Annotated in this window: 19 protein-coding genes; 4 read left to right on the top strand and 15 right to left on the bottom strand. The window is 64.7% G+C overall.

Annotated features, from left to right (window positions below):
• The first annotated feature begins 19 nt into the window (after nt 1–19).
• On the top strand, nt 20–2,419 hold the full coding sequence (locus ACM6JT_RS15440; RefSeq protein ID WP_034183617.1) for a penicillin-binding protein 1A: 2,400 nt from the start codon (nt 20–22) through the stop codon (nt 2,417–2,419).
• 93 nt (nt 2,420–2,512) lie between these two features.
• On the opposite strand, the gene cyaY is transcribed toward ACM6JT_RS15440, so the two are convergent.
• Nucleotides 2,513–2,839 carry an iron donor protein CyaY gene (cyaY, locus tag ACM6JT_RS15435; RefSeq protein ID WP_034183616.1) on the bottom strand — a complete coding sequence of 109 codons (327 nt, stop codon included), beginning with the start codon at nt 2,837–2,839 and terminating at the stop codon, nt 2,513–2,515.
• A 36-nt stretch (nt 2,840–2,875) separates the two neighbouring features.
• Between cyaY and lptM the strand changes: the two genes are divergently transcribed.
• Nucleotides 2,876–3,154 (top strand): LPS translocon maturation chaperone LptM, encoded by a 279-nt coding sequence (lptM, locus tag ACM6JT_RS15430; protein WP_347064293.1) that lies wholly within the window; start codon nt 2,876–2,878, stop codon nt 3,152–3,154.
• Nucleotides 3,155–3,235: 81 nt separating this feature from the next.
• Here lptM and msrQ read toward each other — a convergent pair whose 3' ends face one another.
• The 5 genes from msrQ to ACM6JT_RS15405 form a co-directional block, all read right to left on the bottom strand.
• Complete coding sequence (gene msrQ / locus ACM6JT_RS15425) at nt 3,236–3,922, bottom strand: protein-methionine-sulfoxide reductase heme-binding subunit MsrQ (RefSeq protein ID WP_414856789.1); 687 nt, start codon at nt 3,920–3,922, stop codon at nt 3,236–3,238.
• A 20-nt stretch (nt 3,923–3,942) separates the two neighbouring features.
• A complete protein-coding gene (gene msrP, locus ACM6JT_RS15420; RefSeq protein WP_414856788.1) occupies nt 3,943–4,938 on the bottom strand; it encodes a protein-methionine-sulfoxide reductase catalytic subunit MsrP in 996 nt (331 codons plus the stop codon).
• Between the two features lie 159 nt (nt 4,939–5,097).
• Nucleotides 5,098–6,288, bottom strand: coding sequence for a c-type cytochrome biogenesis protein CcsB (gene ccsB, locus ACM6JT_RS15415; protein WP_131947928.1), 1,191 nt, complete (start codon nt 6,286–6,288; stop codon nt 5,098–5,100).
• A 4-nt stretch (nt 6,289–6,292) separates the two neighbouring features.
• The gene (locus ACM6JT_RS15410) at nt 6,293–8,509 is read right to left on the bottom strand and encodes a cytochrome c biogenesis protein ResB (RefSeq protein WP_414856787.1); all 2,217 of its coding nucleotides are present in this window, start codon (nt 8,507–8,509) and stop codon (nt 6,293–6,295) included.
• A gap of 216 nt (nt 8,510–8,725) precedes the next feature.
• Nucleotides 8,726–9,379 (bottom strand): c-type cytochrome, encoded by a 654-nt coding sequence (locus tag ACM6JT_RS15405; protein WP_034183611.1) that lies wholly within the window; start codon nt 9,377–9,379, stop codon nt 8,726–8,728.
• A 214-nt stretch (nt 9,380–9,593) separates the two neighbouring features.
• On the opposite strand from ACM6JT_RS15405, the gene yihA reads away from it, so the two are divergent.
• Nucleotides 9,594–10,253, top strand: coding sequence for a ribosome biogenesis GTP-binding protein YihA/YsxC (gene yihA, locus ACM6JT_RS15400; protein ID WP_034183610.1), 660 nt, complete (start codon nt 9,594–9,596; stop codon nt 10,251–10,253).
• Between the two features lie 253 nt (nt 10,254–10,506).
• Nucleotides 10,507–11,505 (top strand): porphobilinogen synthase, encoded by a 999-nt coding sequence (hemB, locus tag ACM6JT_RS15395; protein WP_414856786.1) that lies wholly within the window; start codon nt 10,507–10,509, stop codon nt 11,503–11,505.
• A 153-nt stretch (nt 11,506–11,658) separates the two neighbouring features.
• On the opposite strand, the gene dsbD is transcribed toward hemB, so the two are convergent.
• The 9 genes from dsbD to infA all read right to left on the bottom strand — a co-directional run bounded on the left by dsbD (nt 11,659) and on the right by infA (nt 17,636).
• Nucleotides 11,659–13,512, bottom strand: coding sequence for a protein-disulfide reductase DsbD (gene dsbD, locus ACM6JT_RS15390; protein WP_414856785.1), 1,854 nt, complete (start codon nt 13,510–13,512; stop codon nt 11,659–11,661).
• Entirely contained in the window at nt 13,505–13,831 is a 327-nt protein-coding gene (gene cutA, locus ACM6JT_RS15385) for a divalent-cation tolerance protein CutA (protein ID WP_034183607.1), read from the bottom strand. Before cutA ends, dsbD begins: the two co-directional genes overlap by 8 nt.
• 202 nt (nt 13,832–14,033) lie before the next feature.
• Nucleotides 14,034–14,429, bottom strand: a complete 396-nt coding sequence (rplQ, locus tag ACM6JT_RS15380; RefSeq protein WP_006477175.1) for a 50S ribosomal protein L17 — start codon at nt 14,427–14,429, stop codon at nt 14,034–14,036.
• Between the two features lie 137 nt (nt 14,430–14,566).
• Nucleotides 14,567–15,544, bottom strand: a complete 978-nt coding sequence (locus ACM6JT_RS15375) for a DNA-directed RNA polymerase subunit alpha (RefSeq protein ID WP_006477176.1) — start codon at nt 15,542–15,544, stop codon at nt 14,567–14,569.
• A 124-nt stretch (nt 15,545–15,668) separates the two neighbouring features.
• A complete protein-coding gene (gene rpsD, locus ACM6JT_RS15370; RefSeq protein WP_006752934.1) occupies nt 15,669–16,292 on the bottom strand; it encodes a 30S ribosomal protein S4 in 624 nt (207 codons plus the stop codon).
• Nucleotides 16,293–16,446: 154 nt separating this feature from the next.
• Nucleotides 16,447–16,848, bottom strand: coding sequence for a 30S ribosomal protein S11 (gene rpsK / locus ACM6JT_RS15365; protein WP_004197937.1), 402 nt, complete (start codon nt 16,846–16,848; stop codon nt 16,447–16,449).
• Between the two features lie 28 nt (nt 16,849–16,876).
• Nucleotides 16,877–17,242: a 30S ribosomal protein S13 gene (gene rpsM, locus ACM6JT_RS15360; RefSeq protein ID WP_034183606.1), complete on the bottom strand. Its 366-nt coding sequence runs from the start codon at nt 17,240–17,242 to the stop codon at nt 16,877–16,879.
• Between the two features lie 38 nt (nt 17,243–17,280).
• Nucleotides 17,281–17,397 (bottom strand): 50S ribosomal protein L36, encoded by a 117-nt coding sequence (gene rpmJ / locus ACM6JT_RS15355; protein WP_004199844.1) that lies wholly within the window; start codon nt 17,395–17,397, stop codon nt 17,281–17,283.
• 20 nt (nt 17,398–17,417) lie between these two features.
• A complete protein-coding gene (gene infA, locus ACM6JT_RS15350) occupies nt 17,418–17,636 on the bottom strand; it encodes a translation initiation factor IF-1 (RefSeq protein ID WP_004521905.1) in 219 nt (72 codons plus the stop codon).
• Nucleotides 17,637–17,641 lie beyond the last annotated feature (5 nt).

Below are 17,641 nucleotides of genomic sequence, written 5' to 3'. Positions count from 1 at the left end.
CGCGAGACTGTTTTCCGGTATGCCTATGCAATCCACGACTCCTACGTCCCCGCCTCCCGCCCCGGAGCCGAAGAAGCGTCCCTGGTGGCAAAAAGTCCTGCTCGGCTTCGCCGCGATGTGCGTGGCCCTCGTCGTGGCCGGCGGCCTCGTGCTCGGCTACGCGCTCGTCGTCGCGTGGCCGAACATGCCGTCGCTCGACGCGCTGACCGACTATCGCCCGAAAGTGCCGCTGCGCATCTATACGTCCGATCACGTGCTGATCGGCGAATTCGGCGAAGAGCGCCGCGACGTCGTCCATTTCAAGGACGTGCCCGACTCGCTGAAGAAGGCGATCCTCGCGATCGAGGACGCACGCTTCTACGATCACGGCGGCGTCGACCTCACCGGCATCATCCGCGCCGGCTTCGTCGCGCTGACGAACGGCCATGCATCGCAGGGCGCGAGCACGATCACGATGCAGGTCGCGCGCAACTTCTTCCTGTCGAGCGAGAAGACCTACACGCGCAAGATCTACGAGATGCTGCTCGCGTACCGAATCGAGCGCGCGCTGACGAAGGATCAGATTCTCGAGGTCTACATGAATCAGATCTATCTCGGCCAGCGCGCGTACGGCTTCGCGAGCGCCGCGCGGGTCTATTTCGGCAAGGACCTGAAGGACATCACGCTCGCGGAGGCGGCGATGCTCGCGGGGCTGCCGAAGGCGCCGTCCGCGTATAACCCGGTCGTGAACCCGAAGCGCGCGAAGGTGCGCCAGGAATACATCCTGCAGCGGATGCTCGAGCTGAACTTCATCACGCGCGAGCAGTACGACGAGGCCGTCGCGCAGCCGCTCGTCGTCAAGGGCCCGGGCCGCGATTTCAGCGTGCACGCCGAGTACGTCGCGGAAATGGTCAGACAGATGATGTACGCGCAGTACCGCGAGGAAACCTACACGCGCGGCTTCAACGTCGTCACGACGATCGATTCCGCGGACCAGCAGGTCGCGTACACCGCGCTGCGCAAGGGCATCATGGATTACGAGCGCCGGCACGGCTATCGCGGGCCGGAAGGCTTCATCGAGCTGCCGGCCGGTGCGGACGACCGCGAACAGGCGATCGACGACGCGCTGCTCGAGCACCCCGACAACGGCGAACTGATTGCCGCGGTCGTCACGGCCGCGAGCCCGCGCCAGATCACGGTCGCGTTCATCGACGGCAGCACGGCGACGATCGAAGGCGACAACCTGCGCTTCGCGTCGGGCGCGCTGTCGACCAACGCGCAGCCGAACCGCCGCATCCGCCCCGGTGCGATCGTCCGCGTCGTGAAGAACGACGCCGGCAAATGGTCGATCACGCAGTTGCCGCAGGTCGAAGGCGCGTTCCTGTCGATCATCCCGCAGGACGGCGCGATCCGCTCGCTCGTCGGCGGCTTCGACTACAACAAGAACAAGTTCAACCACGTCACGCAGGCGTGGCGGCAGCCGGGTTCGTCGTTCAAGCCGTTCATCTACTCGGCGTCGCTCGACAAGGGCCTCGGGCCGGCAACCGTGATCAACGACGGCCCGCTGTATTTCAGCGCCGCCGAAACGGGCGGCCAGCCGTGGGAGCCGAAGAACTACGGCGGCGGCTTCGAAGGCCCGATGTCGATGCGCACCGCGCTGCAGCGCTCGCGCAACCTCGTGTCGATCCGGATCCTGAACCACATCGGCACGAAGTACGCGCAGCAGTACATCACGCGCTTCGGCTTCGACGCCGAGCGCCATCCGGCCTACCTGCCGATGGCGCTCGGCGCGGGCCAGGTCACGCCGCTGCAGATGGCCGGTGCGTACTCGGTCTTCGCGAACGGCGGCTACCGCGTCAATCCGTACCTGATCGCCGAAGTCACCGATCCGAACGGCGCGATCGTCGCACGCGCGCAGCCGCTCGTCGCCGAGCAGAACGCGCCGCGCGCGATCGACGCGCGCAACGCATACGTGATGAACAGCCTGCTGCAGAGCGTCGCGCAGCGCGGCACGGGCGCGCGGACCAACGTCCTGAAGCGCACCGACCTCGCGGGCAAGACCGGCACGACGAACGATTCGCACGACGCGTGGTTCGCCGGCTACCAGCACACACTCGCCGCGATCGCGTGGATCGGCTACGATAACCCGCGCAGCCTCGGCGATCGCGAAACCGGCGGTGGCCTGTCGCTGCCCGTCTGGATCGACTACATGGGCGCGGCGCTGAAGGGCGTGCCGGAGTTCAAGCCGACGGTGCCGGACGGCGTCGAGTCGCTCGGCAGCGAGCTGTACTTCACCGACTTCACGCCGGGGCACGGTTTCGTGTCGACGGTCGGTGTGCCGCAGGCGCCGGCCGCGCAGAACGTCGACGAAGCGGCGCCGGCGCCGCACGTCGACGAGCAGGAAAAGCAGGACATCATGAACCTGTTCCGGGGCCACTGACCCGCGGCCCCGGACATGAAAAAAGCGCCCCGTGAATGAACCGCGGGGCGCTTTTTCTTTTGGTACGACGTTCGGGGCCCGGCGCCCCGGCCGTCACGCGCTGAACGTGATCGGCAGGCCGGCCTGCTGCGTCGCGTATTCGGTGAGCGCCGCGTAGAACTCGGTGCCGGTGCGCGTATCGCGCCATTCGCCGTCGATGAAACGGTAGTGGAATCCGCCCGCCTTCGCGGCGATCCACACTTCCTTCATCGGCGGCTGCAGGTTGACGATGATCTTCGAGCCATTCTCGAACGTCAGCGTCAGGACGCTGCCGTTGCGCTCCAGATCGATGTCGTGGTCGCCGTCGTTCGCGGTGTCGACAGTACGCTCGACGGCCGTCAGCACGGCCTCGGCACGGGTCAGGTATTCGGTATCGGACATGCTAAACTCTATCGGTTCAATTGTTCAGGGACGATCATGCGAGTCGTTTTCCGGATGAGCGCGATTGTAGCGGCTTTGGCGATTCTTGCCGGCTGCGGTCAAAGCGGCCCGCTCTATCTGCCTACCGTGCCTCCGCTGCCCAAGCCGATCCAGCAGCAGGACACACCGCCGTCGGACGTGAAGCCGACCGATGAAAACGCGTCATCCGACAGTGTGCCCGATTCGTCCGGCACGCCGCTCACGCTGACGCCCGAACTGTCGAGCGACGCATCGAAAATGCCCGCGCCGGCGTCAGGCTCGGCCGTCGCGCAGTAACGACGCGACGGCGTCCGCGCAGATCGCGAAACAAGGCGATGACTTCCCGGTCATCGCCTTTTGTTTTTGCAGGCCGTGCCGTCACGCGCGCACGCGCCGCCATCCCCATGCGGCCAGCCGCCAGCCGAGCAGCACGGCGACGATCGCCGCGTAGAGCTTCGGCTGCGCGAGATCGTGCTTGCCGGCCCTCATCCACCAGAAGTGCAGCGCGCCGAACAGCGCGATCGCGTAGATCGCGCCGTGCAGCGTCGCCCAGTGGCGGCCGAGCCGGCGCACCATCGCACGCGGCGACGTCGCGGCGAGCGGGATCAGCAGCACGAATGCGGCAAAGCCGACCGTGATGAACGGGCGCTTGCCGACGTCCTTCAGGATCGCGACGACATCGAACCACTTGTCGAACCACAGGTAGGTCGTGAAGTGCAGCGTCGCGTAAAAGAACGCGAACAGCCCGATCATCCGGCGAAAACGCAGCAGCGTCGCGAAGCCCGTCATGCGCCGGAGCGGCGTGACGGCCAGCGTGATGCAAAGCATCACGAGCGTCCACAGGCCGGTCGAACGCGTGATGAATTCGATCGGGTTCGCGCCGAGCCGGTCGGTCAGCCCGAACAGCACGAGACGCGCAAGCGGATAGAGGCCGGCCGCGAAAACCAGCACCTTGGCCGGCATGAGCCAGCGCGGCGCGCCCGTACGAATCGCACCGGCCCGGGTCGCGCGTGCGGTCGATCCGGTGCCGGCTGCGCGCGCGGGCGTCAGCGTCGAAGGAGGCATGTCGTTTCTCACCGTCGCGCTCAGAAGTTCTTTTTCAGGTCCATGCCCTGATACATCGACGCGACCAGATCGCCGTAGCCGTTGAACATCAGCGTCTTGCGCTTCGGCGTGAAGAAACCGTCCTCGCCGATGCGCCGCTCGGTCGCCTGGCTCCAGCGCGGATGATCGACGTTCGGGTTCACGTTCGAATAAAAGCCGTATTCGTTCGACGCGTACGTGTTCCAGCTCGTCTTCGGCTGCTTGTCGACGAAGCGGATCTTCACGAGCGACTTCGCGCTCTTGAAGCCGTACTTCCACGGCACGACGATTCGCACCGGCGCGCCGTTCTGGTTCGGCAGCACCTGTCCGTAGACGCCCATCGTCAACAGCGTCAGCGGATTCATCGCCTCGTCCATCCGCAGCCCTTCCGAATACGGCCAGTCGAGCACGGGCGTCGAGAGGCCCGGCATCTGCGACGGATCGGCCAGTGTGACGAACTGCACGTATTTCGCGTTACCGGTCGGCTGCACACGCTTGATCAGCTCGGACAGCGGCACGCCGATCCACGGGATCACCATCGACCAGCCTTCGACGCAGCGCAGCCGGTACACGCGCTCCTCGAGCGGTGCGAGCTTCAGCAGCTCGTCGAGATCGAACATCTTCGGGTGCAGCACCTCGCCCTCGACGCTCACGCGCCACGGGCGCGGCCGCAGCGTGCCGGCGTTCTGCGCCGGGTCGCTCTTGTCGGTGCCGAATTCGTAGAAGTTGTTGTAGGACGTGATGTCCTTGAACGGCGTCACCTTGTCGGCCGCGACGAACTTCGGGTTCGTTTTCGCCGCGAGCTTCGCCGCCCGCGCGTCGGGCGACGCATACGCGGCAAATGCCGCGCCGCTGCCGCCGAGCAGCCCGCCCGCCGCCGCGAGACCGGCCGCCTGCAAGACGCGCCGCCGGTTCTCGAACACCGCGCGCGGCGTGATCTCGCTGTGCGCAATATCACCGCCGGTCAGTACGTTCCGCAAAGGGCGTTTGATCCACATCGTGCTGCTCCTCCTGCATGCGCCGCGCGCACGCTTCATCAGCGTTCGACCCGGCCCGTCATGCGCCGTTCGACGCCCGGATCGCCCGCCCGTTACAAAAGAAAACCGCCGGGCACGCAGTGCACCGGCGGTCTTGTAGTCGGACGAGCGGCCGAAATCTTACAGCTTGCCGTAGCTGTGCAGCCCGGACAGGAACATGTTGACGCCGAGAAATGCAAACGTCGTCACGAGCAGGCCCGTGAGTGCCCACCAGGCGGCAACCGCGCCGCGCAGGCCCTTCATCAGCCGCATGTGCAGCCACGCCGCGTAGTTGAGCCACACGATCAGCGCCCAGGTTTCCTTCGGGTCCCAGCTCCAGTAGCCGCCCCATGCCTCGGCCGCCCACAGCGCGCCGAGGATCGTCGCGATCGTGAAGAACGCGAAACCGACCGCGATCGACTTGTACATCACGTCGTCGAGCACTTCGAGCGTCGGCAGGCGATCGGCGAGCACGCCGCGCTCCTTCATCAGGTACGCGACCGACACCATCGCCGACAGCGCGAAGCTGCCGTAGCCGATGAAGTTCGCCGGCACGTGGATCTTCATCCACCAGCTCTGCAGCGCAGGCACGAGCGGCTGGATCTGCTGCGCATCGCGCGCGACCGAGTACCACATCAGGAAGCCGACCGCCGCGCTGATGACCAGCAGCACGAACGCGCCGAGTGAACGCGTGCCGTAGTGGCCTTCGTAATACAGGTAGAGCAGCGCGGTGATCAGGCTGAACAGGACGAACACTTCGTAGAGGTTCGATACGGGGATATGCCCGACGTCGGCGCCGATCAGGTAGGACTCGTACCAGCGCACCATCAGCCCCGTGAAGCCCATCAGCACGGCGACCCACGTGAGCTTCTGGCCGATCGCGGCGCCCGTTTCCGAGCGCGCGAGCAAGCCGATCCAGTAGAAGATCGTCGCGAGCACGAACAACGCGCTCATCCACAGGATCGCCGACTGGCTCGACAGGAAGTACTTGAGGAAGAACGCCGAATCGGCGCGCGCGAGATCGCCCTGGTAGATCTGGATCGACAGCAGCGACAGCACGGCGATCGACGCCATCATCAGCCGCGCGGGCTTCCAGCGCCAGCCGAGCGCGACGAGCGCCGGCACGGTGCCGAGCATCACCGCCTTGTCGTAGTAATCCATGTGCGCGTTGTAGTGCACGAGCGCATAACCCGCTCCCGCCACGAGCGCCAGTGCGAACAGCCAGTCGATCAGCGACAGGCGCGCGAGAAACGGACGGTCGTCGAACAGCGGCGCCGAAACCGGGGCCTGGGCCGACGCCCGGGGGGAAGAGGAAACTTGCGTGAGATCCATGATGTTACCGGGTGGAATTCTCGGAATCGGAACCGCCGCCGGCAGGCGGGCGGGCCGTCGATGCCGCACCGGCGGGCGCGGCGTCGCGAGGTGCGGCGCGCAAGGCGACGCCGGCCGCGTCGCGCGTCTGCACGAATTCTTTCTCGAAATCGAAGGTCTTGCGGGCCGTGGACATCGCCATCACCACCTCGACACCCGGGCCGGCATCCTTGAGCCAGAACCAGAGGCGCCGTTCGCGCACGTAGAACATCGAGAAGATGCCGGCGACCAGCAGCAGGCTGCCAAGATACACCAGATTCTTGCCGGGTGCGCGCGTCAGCTGAAATACCGAAGCTTGCACCTGCTTGAATGAGTCTAGCTGCAGATAGACGGGCGATCCATACAGAAAGCTGTCGGATAGCGCATTGATCGCGTTCTGCACGAATCGGATCGTGTCGGTGCCCTGCTGGGCGGACGGCTCGCCGGCCCGCTCGCGCGCGATCTGCCACACCTCCCACATCGAGCCCTCGAGCATCCGCAGCAGCAGGCTCGCGGCCTTCTCCTGCTCGGCCTTCGGCACCGAGCGGTCGATGAACGTCGCCACGGCCTGGAAGCCGCCGATCGGCTGGCCGTCGGCGCCGCGGCCGACGCTGTCGTCGCTGGCGGCAAACAGGGTCAGCACCTTCGCTGCGCTGTCCTGCAGGCGGCCGCGCAGCGATGCGTCGGTGCCCGGCAGCGAACGCTGCGCGAAGCGCGCGGCGGCTTCGGCGCGCACGGCCGGATCTTCGAGCGCGGCGCGCAGGTGCATCCATTCGCCGATCGAATCCTGGCTGTCGGCCGGAATCCGCATGTAGCGGAATGGGTCGTTCGGGCTCGCGCGCACGCCGGCGAGGAACACGCGCACGCCGTTCATGTCGACGGGCAACATGTAGTTGTTGAATTCGCGCGCCTGGCCGTCCTTGCCGCGGATCTTGTACTGCACGGACGGGCCGATGTTGTGGAGCTGCACCGGCTTCGACGTCTTCGCGCCGGAGCCGAGCCGTTCGTCGAACGCCTCCTTCAGCGACGCCGTCTTCGCGACGCCGCGCACGTCCGGCTTGCCGTTCGCGTCGATCATGTTCTCGACGTTGATCGCGCGGAAATCGGAGAACTCGATCGTATCGCCGTCGGCGCCCGGCATCTGCAGCGGCGCCGAACTGCCGATCGTGCCCTGCACGGGGAAGGTCTTCGCATTGCCGCCCGTCATCGGGTAGGCCGTCATCTGCATCTGCGAGCCGCCGTCCTGGAAGCTCGACTGGTAGATCGACACGCCCTTGTACGTGAACGGCTTGTTGACCTCGACGCGCGCCGGGATCTTCTGGCCGGTCTCGCGATCGATCACGACGATGTCGCTCGCGAACAGCTTCGGCATGCCGGTCGTGTAGTAGTCGACGATGAACTTGTTGAGCTGGATCGAGAACGGCAGGTCCTGGATCAGCGAGCCGCTCGGCTGGTTCAGGATCGCGGTCGACACGAACTGGCCCTCGGGCACCCACGCATAACCGCGGAACGTCGGGTTCGACGCGGACAGGCGATGGTCGGGCGAGATCTCGCTGATCGTCGCGCTCGTGTTGACCGGGCTCTTGCCGAACATCCACATCTGGAATTTGATCGGCAGGTTGCTGTCGAGCAGGCCGCCGATACAGATCACGACGATCGCGAGGTGCGCGGAGATATAGCCCCACTTGGTCATCGCACCGCGCTTCGCGGAGATCAGCGTCGCGCCGTCGGTTTCACGCACGACGTGCTTGTAGCCGGCCTTGGTGACGAACGTGGCGAGTGTCGCCGCAACGGTCGCGCGCGTGCCGGAAGCCGTGTACTCGGCCTTGTGGTGGAACGCGCGCAGGCTGCCTTCGCGGACCTTGTCCTTCCAGCTCTTCGCATCGGCGAGCATCTTCGGCGCGTTGCGGATCACGCACAGCGAGATCGACACGACGAGGAAGATCAGGATCAGCATGAACCACCACGCGCTGTACACGTTGTACAGGCCGAGCGAGCGGAAGATGTCCGCCCAGAACGGCCCGAACTGGTTCACGTAATTCGGATACGGATCGTCCTGGGTCAGGACCGTGCCGACGATGCTCGCGATCGACAGCACCACCAGCAGCGCGATCGCAAAACGCATCGAGCTCAGCAGCTCGACCGCGCGCTTCGACGCACCCTGACTCGACTTCGACTGCAACCCCGACGTGGTAACGCTCATTCAAACTCCGACTAAGGGGAAACAGCCCCCACGCTCACTGTGTTCGCCTGGGGGGCGCAGCCCCCCATCGCCTGCAAGCCTCTTCATCCCGGCTTGGCCCGGCGAGTGCTGACAAAAAAGGGCGAGGCAACCGCAACGGTGCGGCGCCCCACCCTTTTCTTGTTCTGACTCCGGACGCCCTTCGGGCGCCCGGTCATTCCATTCGCGACCGACCGCTCAACGCAGGCCCGCGATGTAATCCGAGACGGCCTTGATCTCGTTGTCCGACAGGCGCGTCGCGATCTGATGCATCGCGTCGTTGTTGTTGCGCGCGCCAACTCCCTGCTGGAACGCGGTCAACTGCGCGACCGTGTAATCGGCCCACTGCCCCGACAGACGCGGGTACTGGACCGGAAGCCCCTGCCCGGTCGGCCCGTGGCAGCTCGCGCAGGCGGGCACGCCCTTCTCCGCGATGCCGCCGCGATAGATCTTCTGGCCGATCGGCACGGTCGCCGCATCGCGTGCGGTACCGAGCTTCGTCGTCTGCGACCCGTAGTACGCGGCGACGTTGCGCATGTCGTCCGCGCTCAGCGCACTCGCGAATCCGACCATCACCGCGTTGGTACGCACCGGCCCCTTCGCGCCCGGCTGCGTCTTGAAGTCGTTCAACTGCTTGACCAGATACTCGGGATGCTGGCCGGCAAGCTTCGGGAAACTGCCCGACGCGCTATTGCCGTCGGCGCCGTGACACGACGCGCAGACCTGCCCGGCAATCGCCTTGCCGCGGTCGAGATCCGGCTTTGCCGCATCCGCCGCGTTTGCCTCCGCTACGAAACCTACGAACCCTGCTGCAACCTGAAGCACCATCAGAGACTTGCACAGTCGATTCATTCGCACACCCTGTTTCGTCTTGTGGGAATTTGAGGTTCTGCAAAAAACGACGGCGACCAGTCTACCGCAGAAGCCACATAAAAGCGCGAGGCAGGCGCCCGGTGGCCTTCGGTAAAACCGCCGTATTGTACAATATCGTGTTGAAAGCTCCCGCGCCTATCGGGGCTACCCCGCCTCCACCAAGCGGCTCGCGCCGCCCGTCCTTCCGGTTCCCATGGCCTTTCTGCTCCATCAAGCCCGCTTCTACACGACCGTCAACCATCTGCGCGACCTGCCGCCGACGGTACAGCCGGAAATCGCGTTCGCGGGCCGCTCGAACGCCGGCAAGTCGACGGCGATCAACGTGCTGTGCAACCAGAAGCGGCTGGCCTTCGCATCGAAGACGCCCGGCCGCACGCAGCATATCAACTACTTCTCCGTCGGCCCGGCCGCCGAGCCCGTCGCGAACCTCGTCGACCTGCCCGGCTACGGCTACGCGGAAGTGCCGGGCGCCGCGAAGGCGCACTGGGAAATGCTGCTGTCGTCCTACCTCGCGACCCGCTCGCAGCTCTGCGGCCTGATCCTGATGATGGATTCGCGCCGTCCGCTGACCGATCTCGATCGCCGCATGATCGAGTGGTTCACGCCGACCGGCAAGCCGATCCACACGCTGCTGACGAAGTGCGACAAATTGACGCGGCAGGAAAGCATCAACGCGCTGCGGACCACGCAAAAGGGGCTGGATGCGTATCGCGACCAGGGCGTCCAGGGCAAGCTGACGGTCCAGCTGTTCTCCGCGCTGAAGCGCACGGGGCTCGACGAGGCGCATGAGCTGATCGAGAGCTGGGTACGGCCGTCCGTCGCCGACGAAAAAAGCGAGCCTGTAGCACAATGATCGGGCAACGCGCGGCCGGGATCGGCGGCGCGCACCTGACGGCGCCTGCGGATTCGGCCGGCTCATAAAAAAACCCGCCGTTTAACGGCGGGTCAAACAGCCTAATCGAAAAACGACAGGCACCCGCTCAGGGAGGAGAAGCGGGGAGTTGCACGCGACGCGTGCCGCTCGATCGCTATCATATACCAACGCTCCCGAAAATGACCTAAGGGTTCCGTAAGGTCCTTACTGCCCTGATTTCTGCCCAATCGACATGAGCTTCCATCCGCTTCATCGTCCGCGCCGGATGCGCCGCGACGACTTCTCCCGGCGCCTGATGCGCGAAAACCGCCTGACCACCGACGACCTGATCTATCCGGTGTTCGTCGTCGACGGCACCAACGAACGGCAGCCGGTGCCGTCGATGCCCGGCGTCGAGCGCGTGTCCGTCGATCTGCTGATGCGCGTCGCCGAGCAATGCGTCGAACTCGGCGTGCCCGTGCTGTCGCTGTTCCCGGCCATCGAGCCGTCGCTGAAAACGCCTGACGGCCGCGAGGCAGCCAATCCGGAAGGCCTGATCCCGCGTGCGGTGCGCGAGCTGAAGAAGCGCTTCCCCGAGCTCGGCGTGCTGACCGACGTCGCACTCGATCCGTACACGAGCCACGGCCAGGACGGCGTGCTCGACGAGAACGGCTACGTGATCAACGACGACACGATCGAGATCCTGGTCGACCAGGCGCGTGCGCAGGCCGAAGCCGGCGTCGACATCGTCGCGCCGTCGGACATGATGGACGGCCGCATCGGCGCGGTCCGCGAGATGCTGGAAAGCGACGGCCATATCCATACGCGCATCATGGCCTACTCGGCCAAGTTCGCGTCGGCGTTCTACGGCCCGTTCCGCGACGCGGTCGGCTCGGCATCCAACCTGGGCAAGGGCAACAAGATGACCTACCAGATGGATCCGGCGAACAGTGACGAAGCGCTGCGCGAAGTGCGCCTCGACATCGACGAAGGCGCCGACATGGTGATGGTCAAGCCCGGCATGCCGTACCTCGACATCGTGCGTCGCGTGAAGGACGAGTTCCGCTTCCCGACCTACGTGTACCAGGTGAGCGGCGAATACGCGATGCTGAAGGCTGCCGCGATGAACGGCTGGCTCGACCACGACAAGGTCGTGCTCGAGTCGCTGCTCGCGTTCAAGCGCGCGGGCGCAGACGGCGTGCTCACGTACTTCGCGCTCGACGCCGCGCGTCTGCTGAAAGCGCAACGCTGATCGCGCGCCGGCAGGCGTAAGGAAAAACGGCGGGACACCTCGGTGTTCCGCCGTTTTTTTTGCCGCCGATCGAGGCCGCCTGCCAGCCGACGTCGAATCGTCAGCTCATGCCGCGCGAGCGCCCCGGTTCACCGCCGCCCCCAGTGGGCAGCGTCATACCGTCGGGACAGCGGCCCGATCGAGGCTGCGCAGGAACGTCTCGGCCGCCTGATAGCCGACCACGCGCCCGATTTCGTTGCCGCTGCGGTCGAAGAAGATGATGCCCGGCGGTCCGAACAGGTTGAAGCGCTTGAGCAGCGCCTGGTCATCCGGGTTGTTCGCGGTGACATCCGCGCGCACGAGGTGAAGCTTCGCGAGCCGCGCCTGCACGCGCGCGTCGGTAAACGTCAGATGCTCCATCTCCTTGCAGCTCACGCACCAGTCGGCGTAGAAGTCGAGCATCACGGGCCGGCCCGACGTCTTCAGCAGCGCGTCGAGCTCGCTACTGGAGCGCACCGATGCGAACGCGGGCCCGTCCTGCGCGGCTGCCGCGCCCGCCGCCGCACCGCCCGACGCAACCGTGCGAGCCGCAAGCACGGCCAGCGGCTTGACGGGATCGGTCGACCCTGCAGCCAGACCGACGAGCAGCGTCGCCGCCCAGATCGCGAGCGCGGCGCCCACGCCGCGGCCCAGGCGGCGCCAGATCGACGCGGCGCCGGCATTCGGCGTGAACAACCCGAGCGCCGCGGCCGCGATGAGCAGCCACAACGCGGCGAGCACCATCTTCAGGCCGCCCGCAAGCACGGGCCACACGATCCACAGCGCGGCCGCGAGCAGCACGATGCCGAAGAACACCTTCACGCCATCCATCCACGCGCCCGCACGCGGCAGCACCGTCCCGGCACCGACGCCGACGACCAGCAGCGGCACGCCGAGCCCCAGCCCCATCGCGAACAGCGCCGCACCGCCGAGCAGCGCATTGCCGGTGTGCGCGATGAAGGCGAGCACCGCGAACAGCGGCGCCGTCATGCATGCGCCGACGACCAGCGCCGACAATGCGCCCATCGCGGCAACCGCGGCGAAATGGCCGCCCTGGCGCGCGCTGGATGCCCCGGCCGCGCCGTTCTGCCAGCGCTCGGGCAGAGCGATGTCCTTGCCCGAAATCAGCGATACGGCGAATGCGGTGAGCAGCACGCCGAACGCGCCGAGCACCCACGGATTCTGCAGCCACGCGCCGAGACTCTGGCCGACCAGCGCCGCGGCGATGCCGAGCACCGTATAGACCAGCGCCATGCCGACCACGTAGGTCAGCGACAGCGCGAAGCCGCGCGCATGCGTCGCGCGCGTACCCTGGCCGATGATGATCGCGGACACGATCGGAATCATCGGGTACGAACAGGGCAGGAGGCTCAGCACGACGCCAGCGACGAAGTACAGCGCGACGATCGTGAAGAAGCCGTGCCCTTCGAGCAGCGACTGCGCGAAATCGGCGCTCGTGACCTTGTCGAGCCAGCTGCCCGCGGCAGCCGTTTCGCCGGACGACGATGCGGCTGCACCCAGCGCGGCGCCGTCGACCTTCACGACGTGCTCCGCCGGCGGATAGCAGATCCCTTCGTCCGCGCACCCCTGCGACGTCACCGCGAGCTCGAACGGCCCCGACGCCTGCTTGACCGGCACGTGCACCACGACTTCGTCACGATAGGTCTCGACGTCCTTCTGGAACGTCTGGTCGAACTTCACGTGGCCGGCCGGCAATTGGGGCTCGCCGAGCGTCGCCTGCCCGCTCTTCACCGCGAACGCGAACCGCTCGCGATACAGGTAATAACCGTTGGCGACCTTGAAGCGGACGTCCACCTGTCCCGGCGATTCGCTCGTGCTGAACTTGAAAGCGACCGCCGGATCGAGGAAATCGTCGGCCGCGCGCGCGACGGACAGCCCGCCCAGCAAGAGCGCGAACGACAACAGGACTGCAAGAAGCCGCAGCGCGCGCACGCGCACGCGCACGGGAAGCACCATACCGTTAAACATGAAATAGACGTTGAGTTTCGCTGGTCACCCACTGGCCGTACGCGGCCGATGCCGTCGCCTGCCACGAGACGATTTCGGGCGTCTCGTACGGATGATGCGCAAGAATAAATCGCTCCAGTTCGAGCGCCCGCACGGGGCTCGTCTTGAACAGCAACTGGATCTCGTCGGCGGTTTCGACCTTGCCCTGCCAGTGATAGCGCGACTTGATCGCACCGAGCTCCGACACGCACGCGGCAAGCCGCGCGTCGAGCGCGCCGTCGGCGAGTGCTGTTGCCGTCGCCGCATCGGGTACCGTCGTCAGCATCAGCACCACTATCATCCGTGCACTCCTGGCTGGTCTACCGGCTCCTGCCGGCGCGGGTTACCCATCTGGGAACTACGCCGATTGCCCCGTATCGTAGCGCAGCCCGCGCAACGCTGCCGGGGCCGGCCTGCGACAATCGATCGCAGCCGGCGTCTCAAAAACAAAAAGGGCCAAGCAATCGCTCGGCCCCTTTCAGATACTGCTGCGTACCGGAAGCTTATTCAGCTTCTTGCACGTTTTCCGTTTCGTCGACTTCCGGACGGTCGAGCAGCTCGACCAGTGCCATCGGTGCGTTGTCGCCGACGCGGAAGCCGAACTTCAGCACGCGCAGGTAGCCGCCCGGACGGTTCGCGAAACGCGGACCGAGCACGTCGAACAGCTTCGCCACCGAGTCACGATCGCGCAGGCGGTTGAACGCCAGGCGACGGTTTGCCAGCGACGGCTTCTTGCCGAGCGTGATCAGCGGCTCGACGACTTTACGGAGTTCCTTCGCCTTCGGCAGCGTCGTCTTGATGACTTCGTGCTCGATCAGCGAGTTGGACATGTTACGGAGCATAGCCAGACGGTGGCTGCTCGTGCGGTTCAGTTTCCGCAGACCATGACGATGGCGCATTTCAGTTTCCTTGATTCAAAGTTTTGATCCAGCTCTTCTATCGCACCTCAAAGGGTGCACGGGCCGGTAACGAAAAAAGCAAGATGCGGATTTTAAAGGAAAATCCGCATCTTTGCCAACTGCAGCAACAACCGGGCTTACTTGTCGAGACCAGCCGGCGGCCAGTTCTCGAGCTTCATGCCCAGCGTGAGACCGCGCGAAGCGAGCACTTCCTTGATCTCGTTGAGCGACTTGCGACCGAGGTTCGGCGTCTTCAGCAGCTCGTTTTCCGTGCGCTGGATCAGATCGCCGATGTAGTAGATGTTCTCGGCCTTCAGGCAGTTCGCAGAACGAACCGTCAGCTCGAGATCGTCCACCGGACGCAGCAGGATCGGATCGATCTGCGGTGCGCGCGACGGTGCCTCGGCAGCCGTTTCCGTGCCTTCCAGTGCCGCGAACACGGACAGCTGGTCGACCAGGATGCGGGCCGATTGACGGATCGCTTCTTCCGGCGTGATCACGCCGCTCGTCTCGATGTTCATCACGAGCTTGTCGAGGTCGGTACGCTGCTCGACACGTGCGCTTTCGACAGCGTAGCTCACGCGGCGAACCGGCGAGAACGATGCGTCGAGGACGATGCGGCCGATGATCTTGGCCGTGTCTTCGCCGTAGCGACGGACGTTGCCGGGCACATAGCCGCGGCCCTTCTCGATCTTGATCTGAACGTCGAGCTTGCCGCCCTTCGACAGGTGCGCGATCACGTGATTCGGGTTGATGACTTCGCAATCGTGAGCCAGCTCGATATCGCCGGCCGTGACGACGCCTTCGCCTTCCTTGCGCAGCGTAACCGTCACTTCGTCACGGTTATGCAGCTTGAACACCACACCCTTCAGGTTCAGCAGCAGGTTGACGACGTCTTCTTGCACGCCATCAAGCGTCGAGTACTCGTGCACCACGCCCGCGATCGTGACTTCGGTCGGCGCGTAGCCAACCATCGACGACAGCAGCACGCGGCGAAGCGCATTGCCCAAGGTATGGCCGTAACCGCGTTCGAACGGCTCCATGACCACCCTCGCGTGGTTCTCGCCAAGCGATTCCACGGCGATGATCTTGGGTTTCAGCAAACTGGTTTGCATGGGCTTTCCTTTTCAATACCCTCGGCTCGTTACACCGATAAGGCTGACCGGTAACAACCAGAAAATAAACAGCCGAGGCCCTTCCTTGCGCAACGCAATCGGGGTACCTCGGCCGTCAATCGGATTAACGCGAATACAATTCGACGATCAGGCTTTCGTTGATGTCGCCTGCGATGTCAGCGCGTTCCGGCATTTGCTTGAACGTGCCTTCGAACTTCTTCGCATCGACTGCAACCCAGCTCGGCATGCCGCCTTGCTCGGCCAGCGACAGCGCTTCGACGATACGCGCCTGCTTCTTCGCCTTTTCGCGGATCGCGACGATGTCACCCGCCTTCACTTGCTGCGACGGGACGTTCGCGACGACGCCGTTCACCGTGATCGACTTGTGGCTCACGAGCTGACGCGCTTCAGCGCGGGTCGAGCCGAAGCCCATGCGATACACGACGTTGTCGAGGCGCGACTCGAGCAGTTGCAGCAGGTTTTCACCCGTGTTGCCCTTGCGGCGGTCGGCTTCAGCGAAGTAGCGGCGGAACTGACGCTCCAGCACGCCGTAGATACGCTTGACCTTCTGCTTTTCGCGCAGCTGCGTACCGTAGTCGGACGTACGTGCGCCCGAGGTACGGCCGTGCTGACCCGGCTTGCTGTCGAGCTTGCACTTGTCGGCGAGCGAGCGGCGCGCGCTCTTCAGGAACAGGTCGGTGCCTTCACGGCGGGACAGCTTGGCTTTGGGGCCGATATAACGTGCCACTTTGCATTCCTTTATCAATCAGTCACGCGGATCGAAATCCGCGCTAGTCCGCTCCCTTTGGGGCGAACGGTGGGCTTAGTCAATCAAAAAAGCAACGCCCGTCGACGCTGAGCGGCGACAGGCAATGCGCTAGCACGTGCGTGCCAGCACATTCTTAGATACGACGACGCTTCGGCGGGCGGCAGCCGTTGTGCGGAATCGGGGTGACGTCCGAAATCGCGGTGATCTTGATGCCGAGGCCATGCAGTGCACGCACTGCCGACTCGCGACCCGGGCCCGGGCCCTTGATCCGCACTTCCAGATTCTTCACGCCATATTCCATCGCGACGCGGCCAGCCGACTCGGCTGCGACCTGAGCAGCGAACGGCGTCGATTTGCGCGAGCCCTTGAAGCCCTGGCCGCCCGACGTCGCCCATGCCAGCGCGTTGCCTTGGCGATCGGTGATCGTGATGATCGTGTTGTTGAACGACGCGTGGACGTGAACCACACCTTCAGCGACGTTCTTCTTAACCTTCTTGCGAACGCGTTGCGCCGCGGTGTTCGAAGCCTTAGCCATTACGTTTTCCTGTAACTGTCAGTTCCGCTTACTTCTTCAGCGCTTGCGCTGCACGACGCGGACCCTTACGGGTACGTGCGTTCGTACGCGTACGCTGACCGCGCATCGGCAGGCCCTTGCGATGACGGACGCCACGGTAGCAACCGAGGTCCATCAGGCGCTTGATGTTCATCGTCACTTCACGGCGCAGATCGCCTTCGACGACAAACTTGCCCACTTCTTCACGCAGCTTTTCGAGATCTGCGTCGGTCAGGTCCTTGACCTTCTTCGAGAATTCCACGCCAGCTGCCACGCAGATGCTGCGCGAGCGCGTGCGGCCGACACCGAAGATTGCCGTCAGGCCAATCTCGGTATGCTGGTGATTCGGGATGTTAACCCCTGCGATACGAGCCATTGTTTTTCCTCAAACAAAAAGCGCAAACAAACGCGCGGTCAGCCTTGGCGCTGCTTGTGGCGCGGATCCGAGCTGCAGATCACGCGAACGACGCCTTTGCGCTTGATGATCTTGCAATTGCGGCAAATGCGCTTAACCGATGCCATCACTTTCATGATAATACCCTTTTTTCAAATCACTTCGCCCGGAACACGATCCGCGCACGAGACAGATCGTAAGGCGTCAACTCAACCGTCACCTTGTCGCCCGGGAGAATGCGGATGTAGTGCATCCGCATCTTTCCGGAGATATGCCCCAACACGACATGGCCGTTTTCCAGCTTCACACGGAAGGTCGCATTCGGGAGGTTTTCGATCACCTCACCCTGCATCTGGATTACATCGTCTTTGGCCATAGTCC

The organism is Burkholderia sp. IT-111MI5 (assembly GCF_949752865.1).
Taxonomy (GTDB): domain Bacteria; phylum Pseudomonadota; class Gammaproteobacteria; order Burkholderiales; family Burkholderiaceae; genus Burkholderia; species Burkholderia pyrrocinia_C.
The sequence above is the reverse complement of the archived record's forward strand: the minus strand, read 5'-3'. Positions and strand labels throughout refer to the sequence as shown.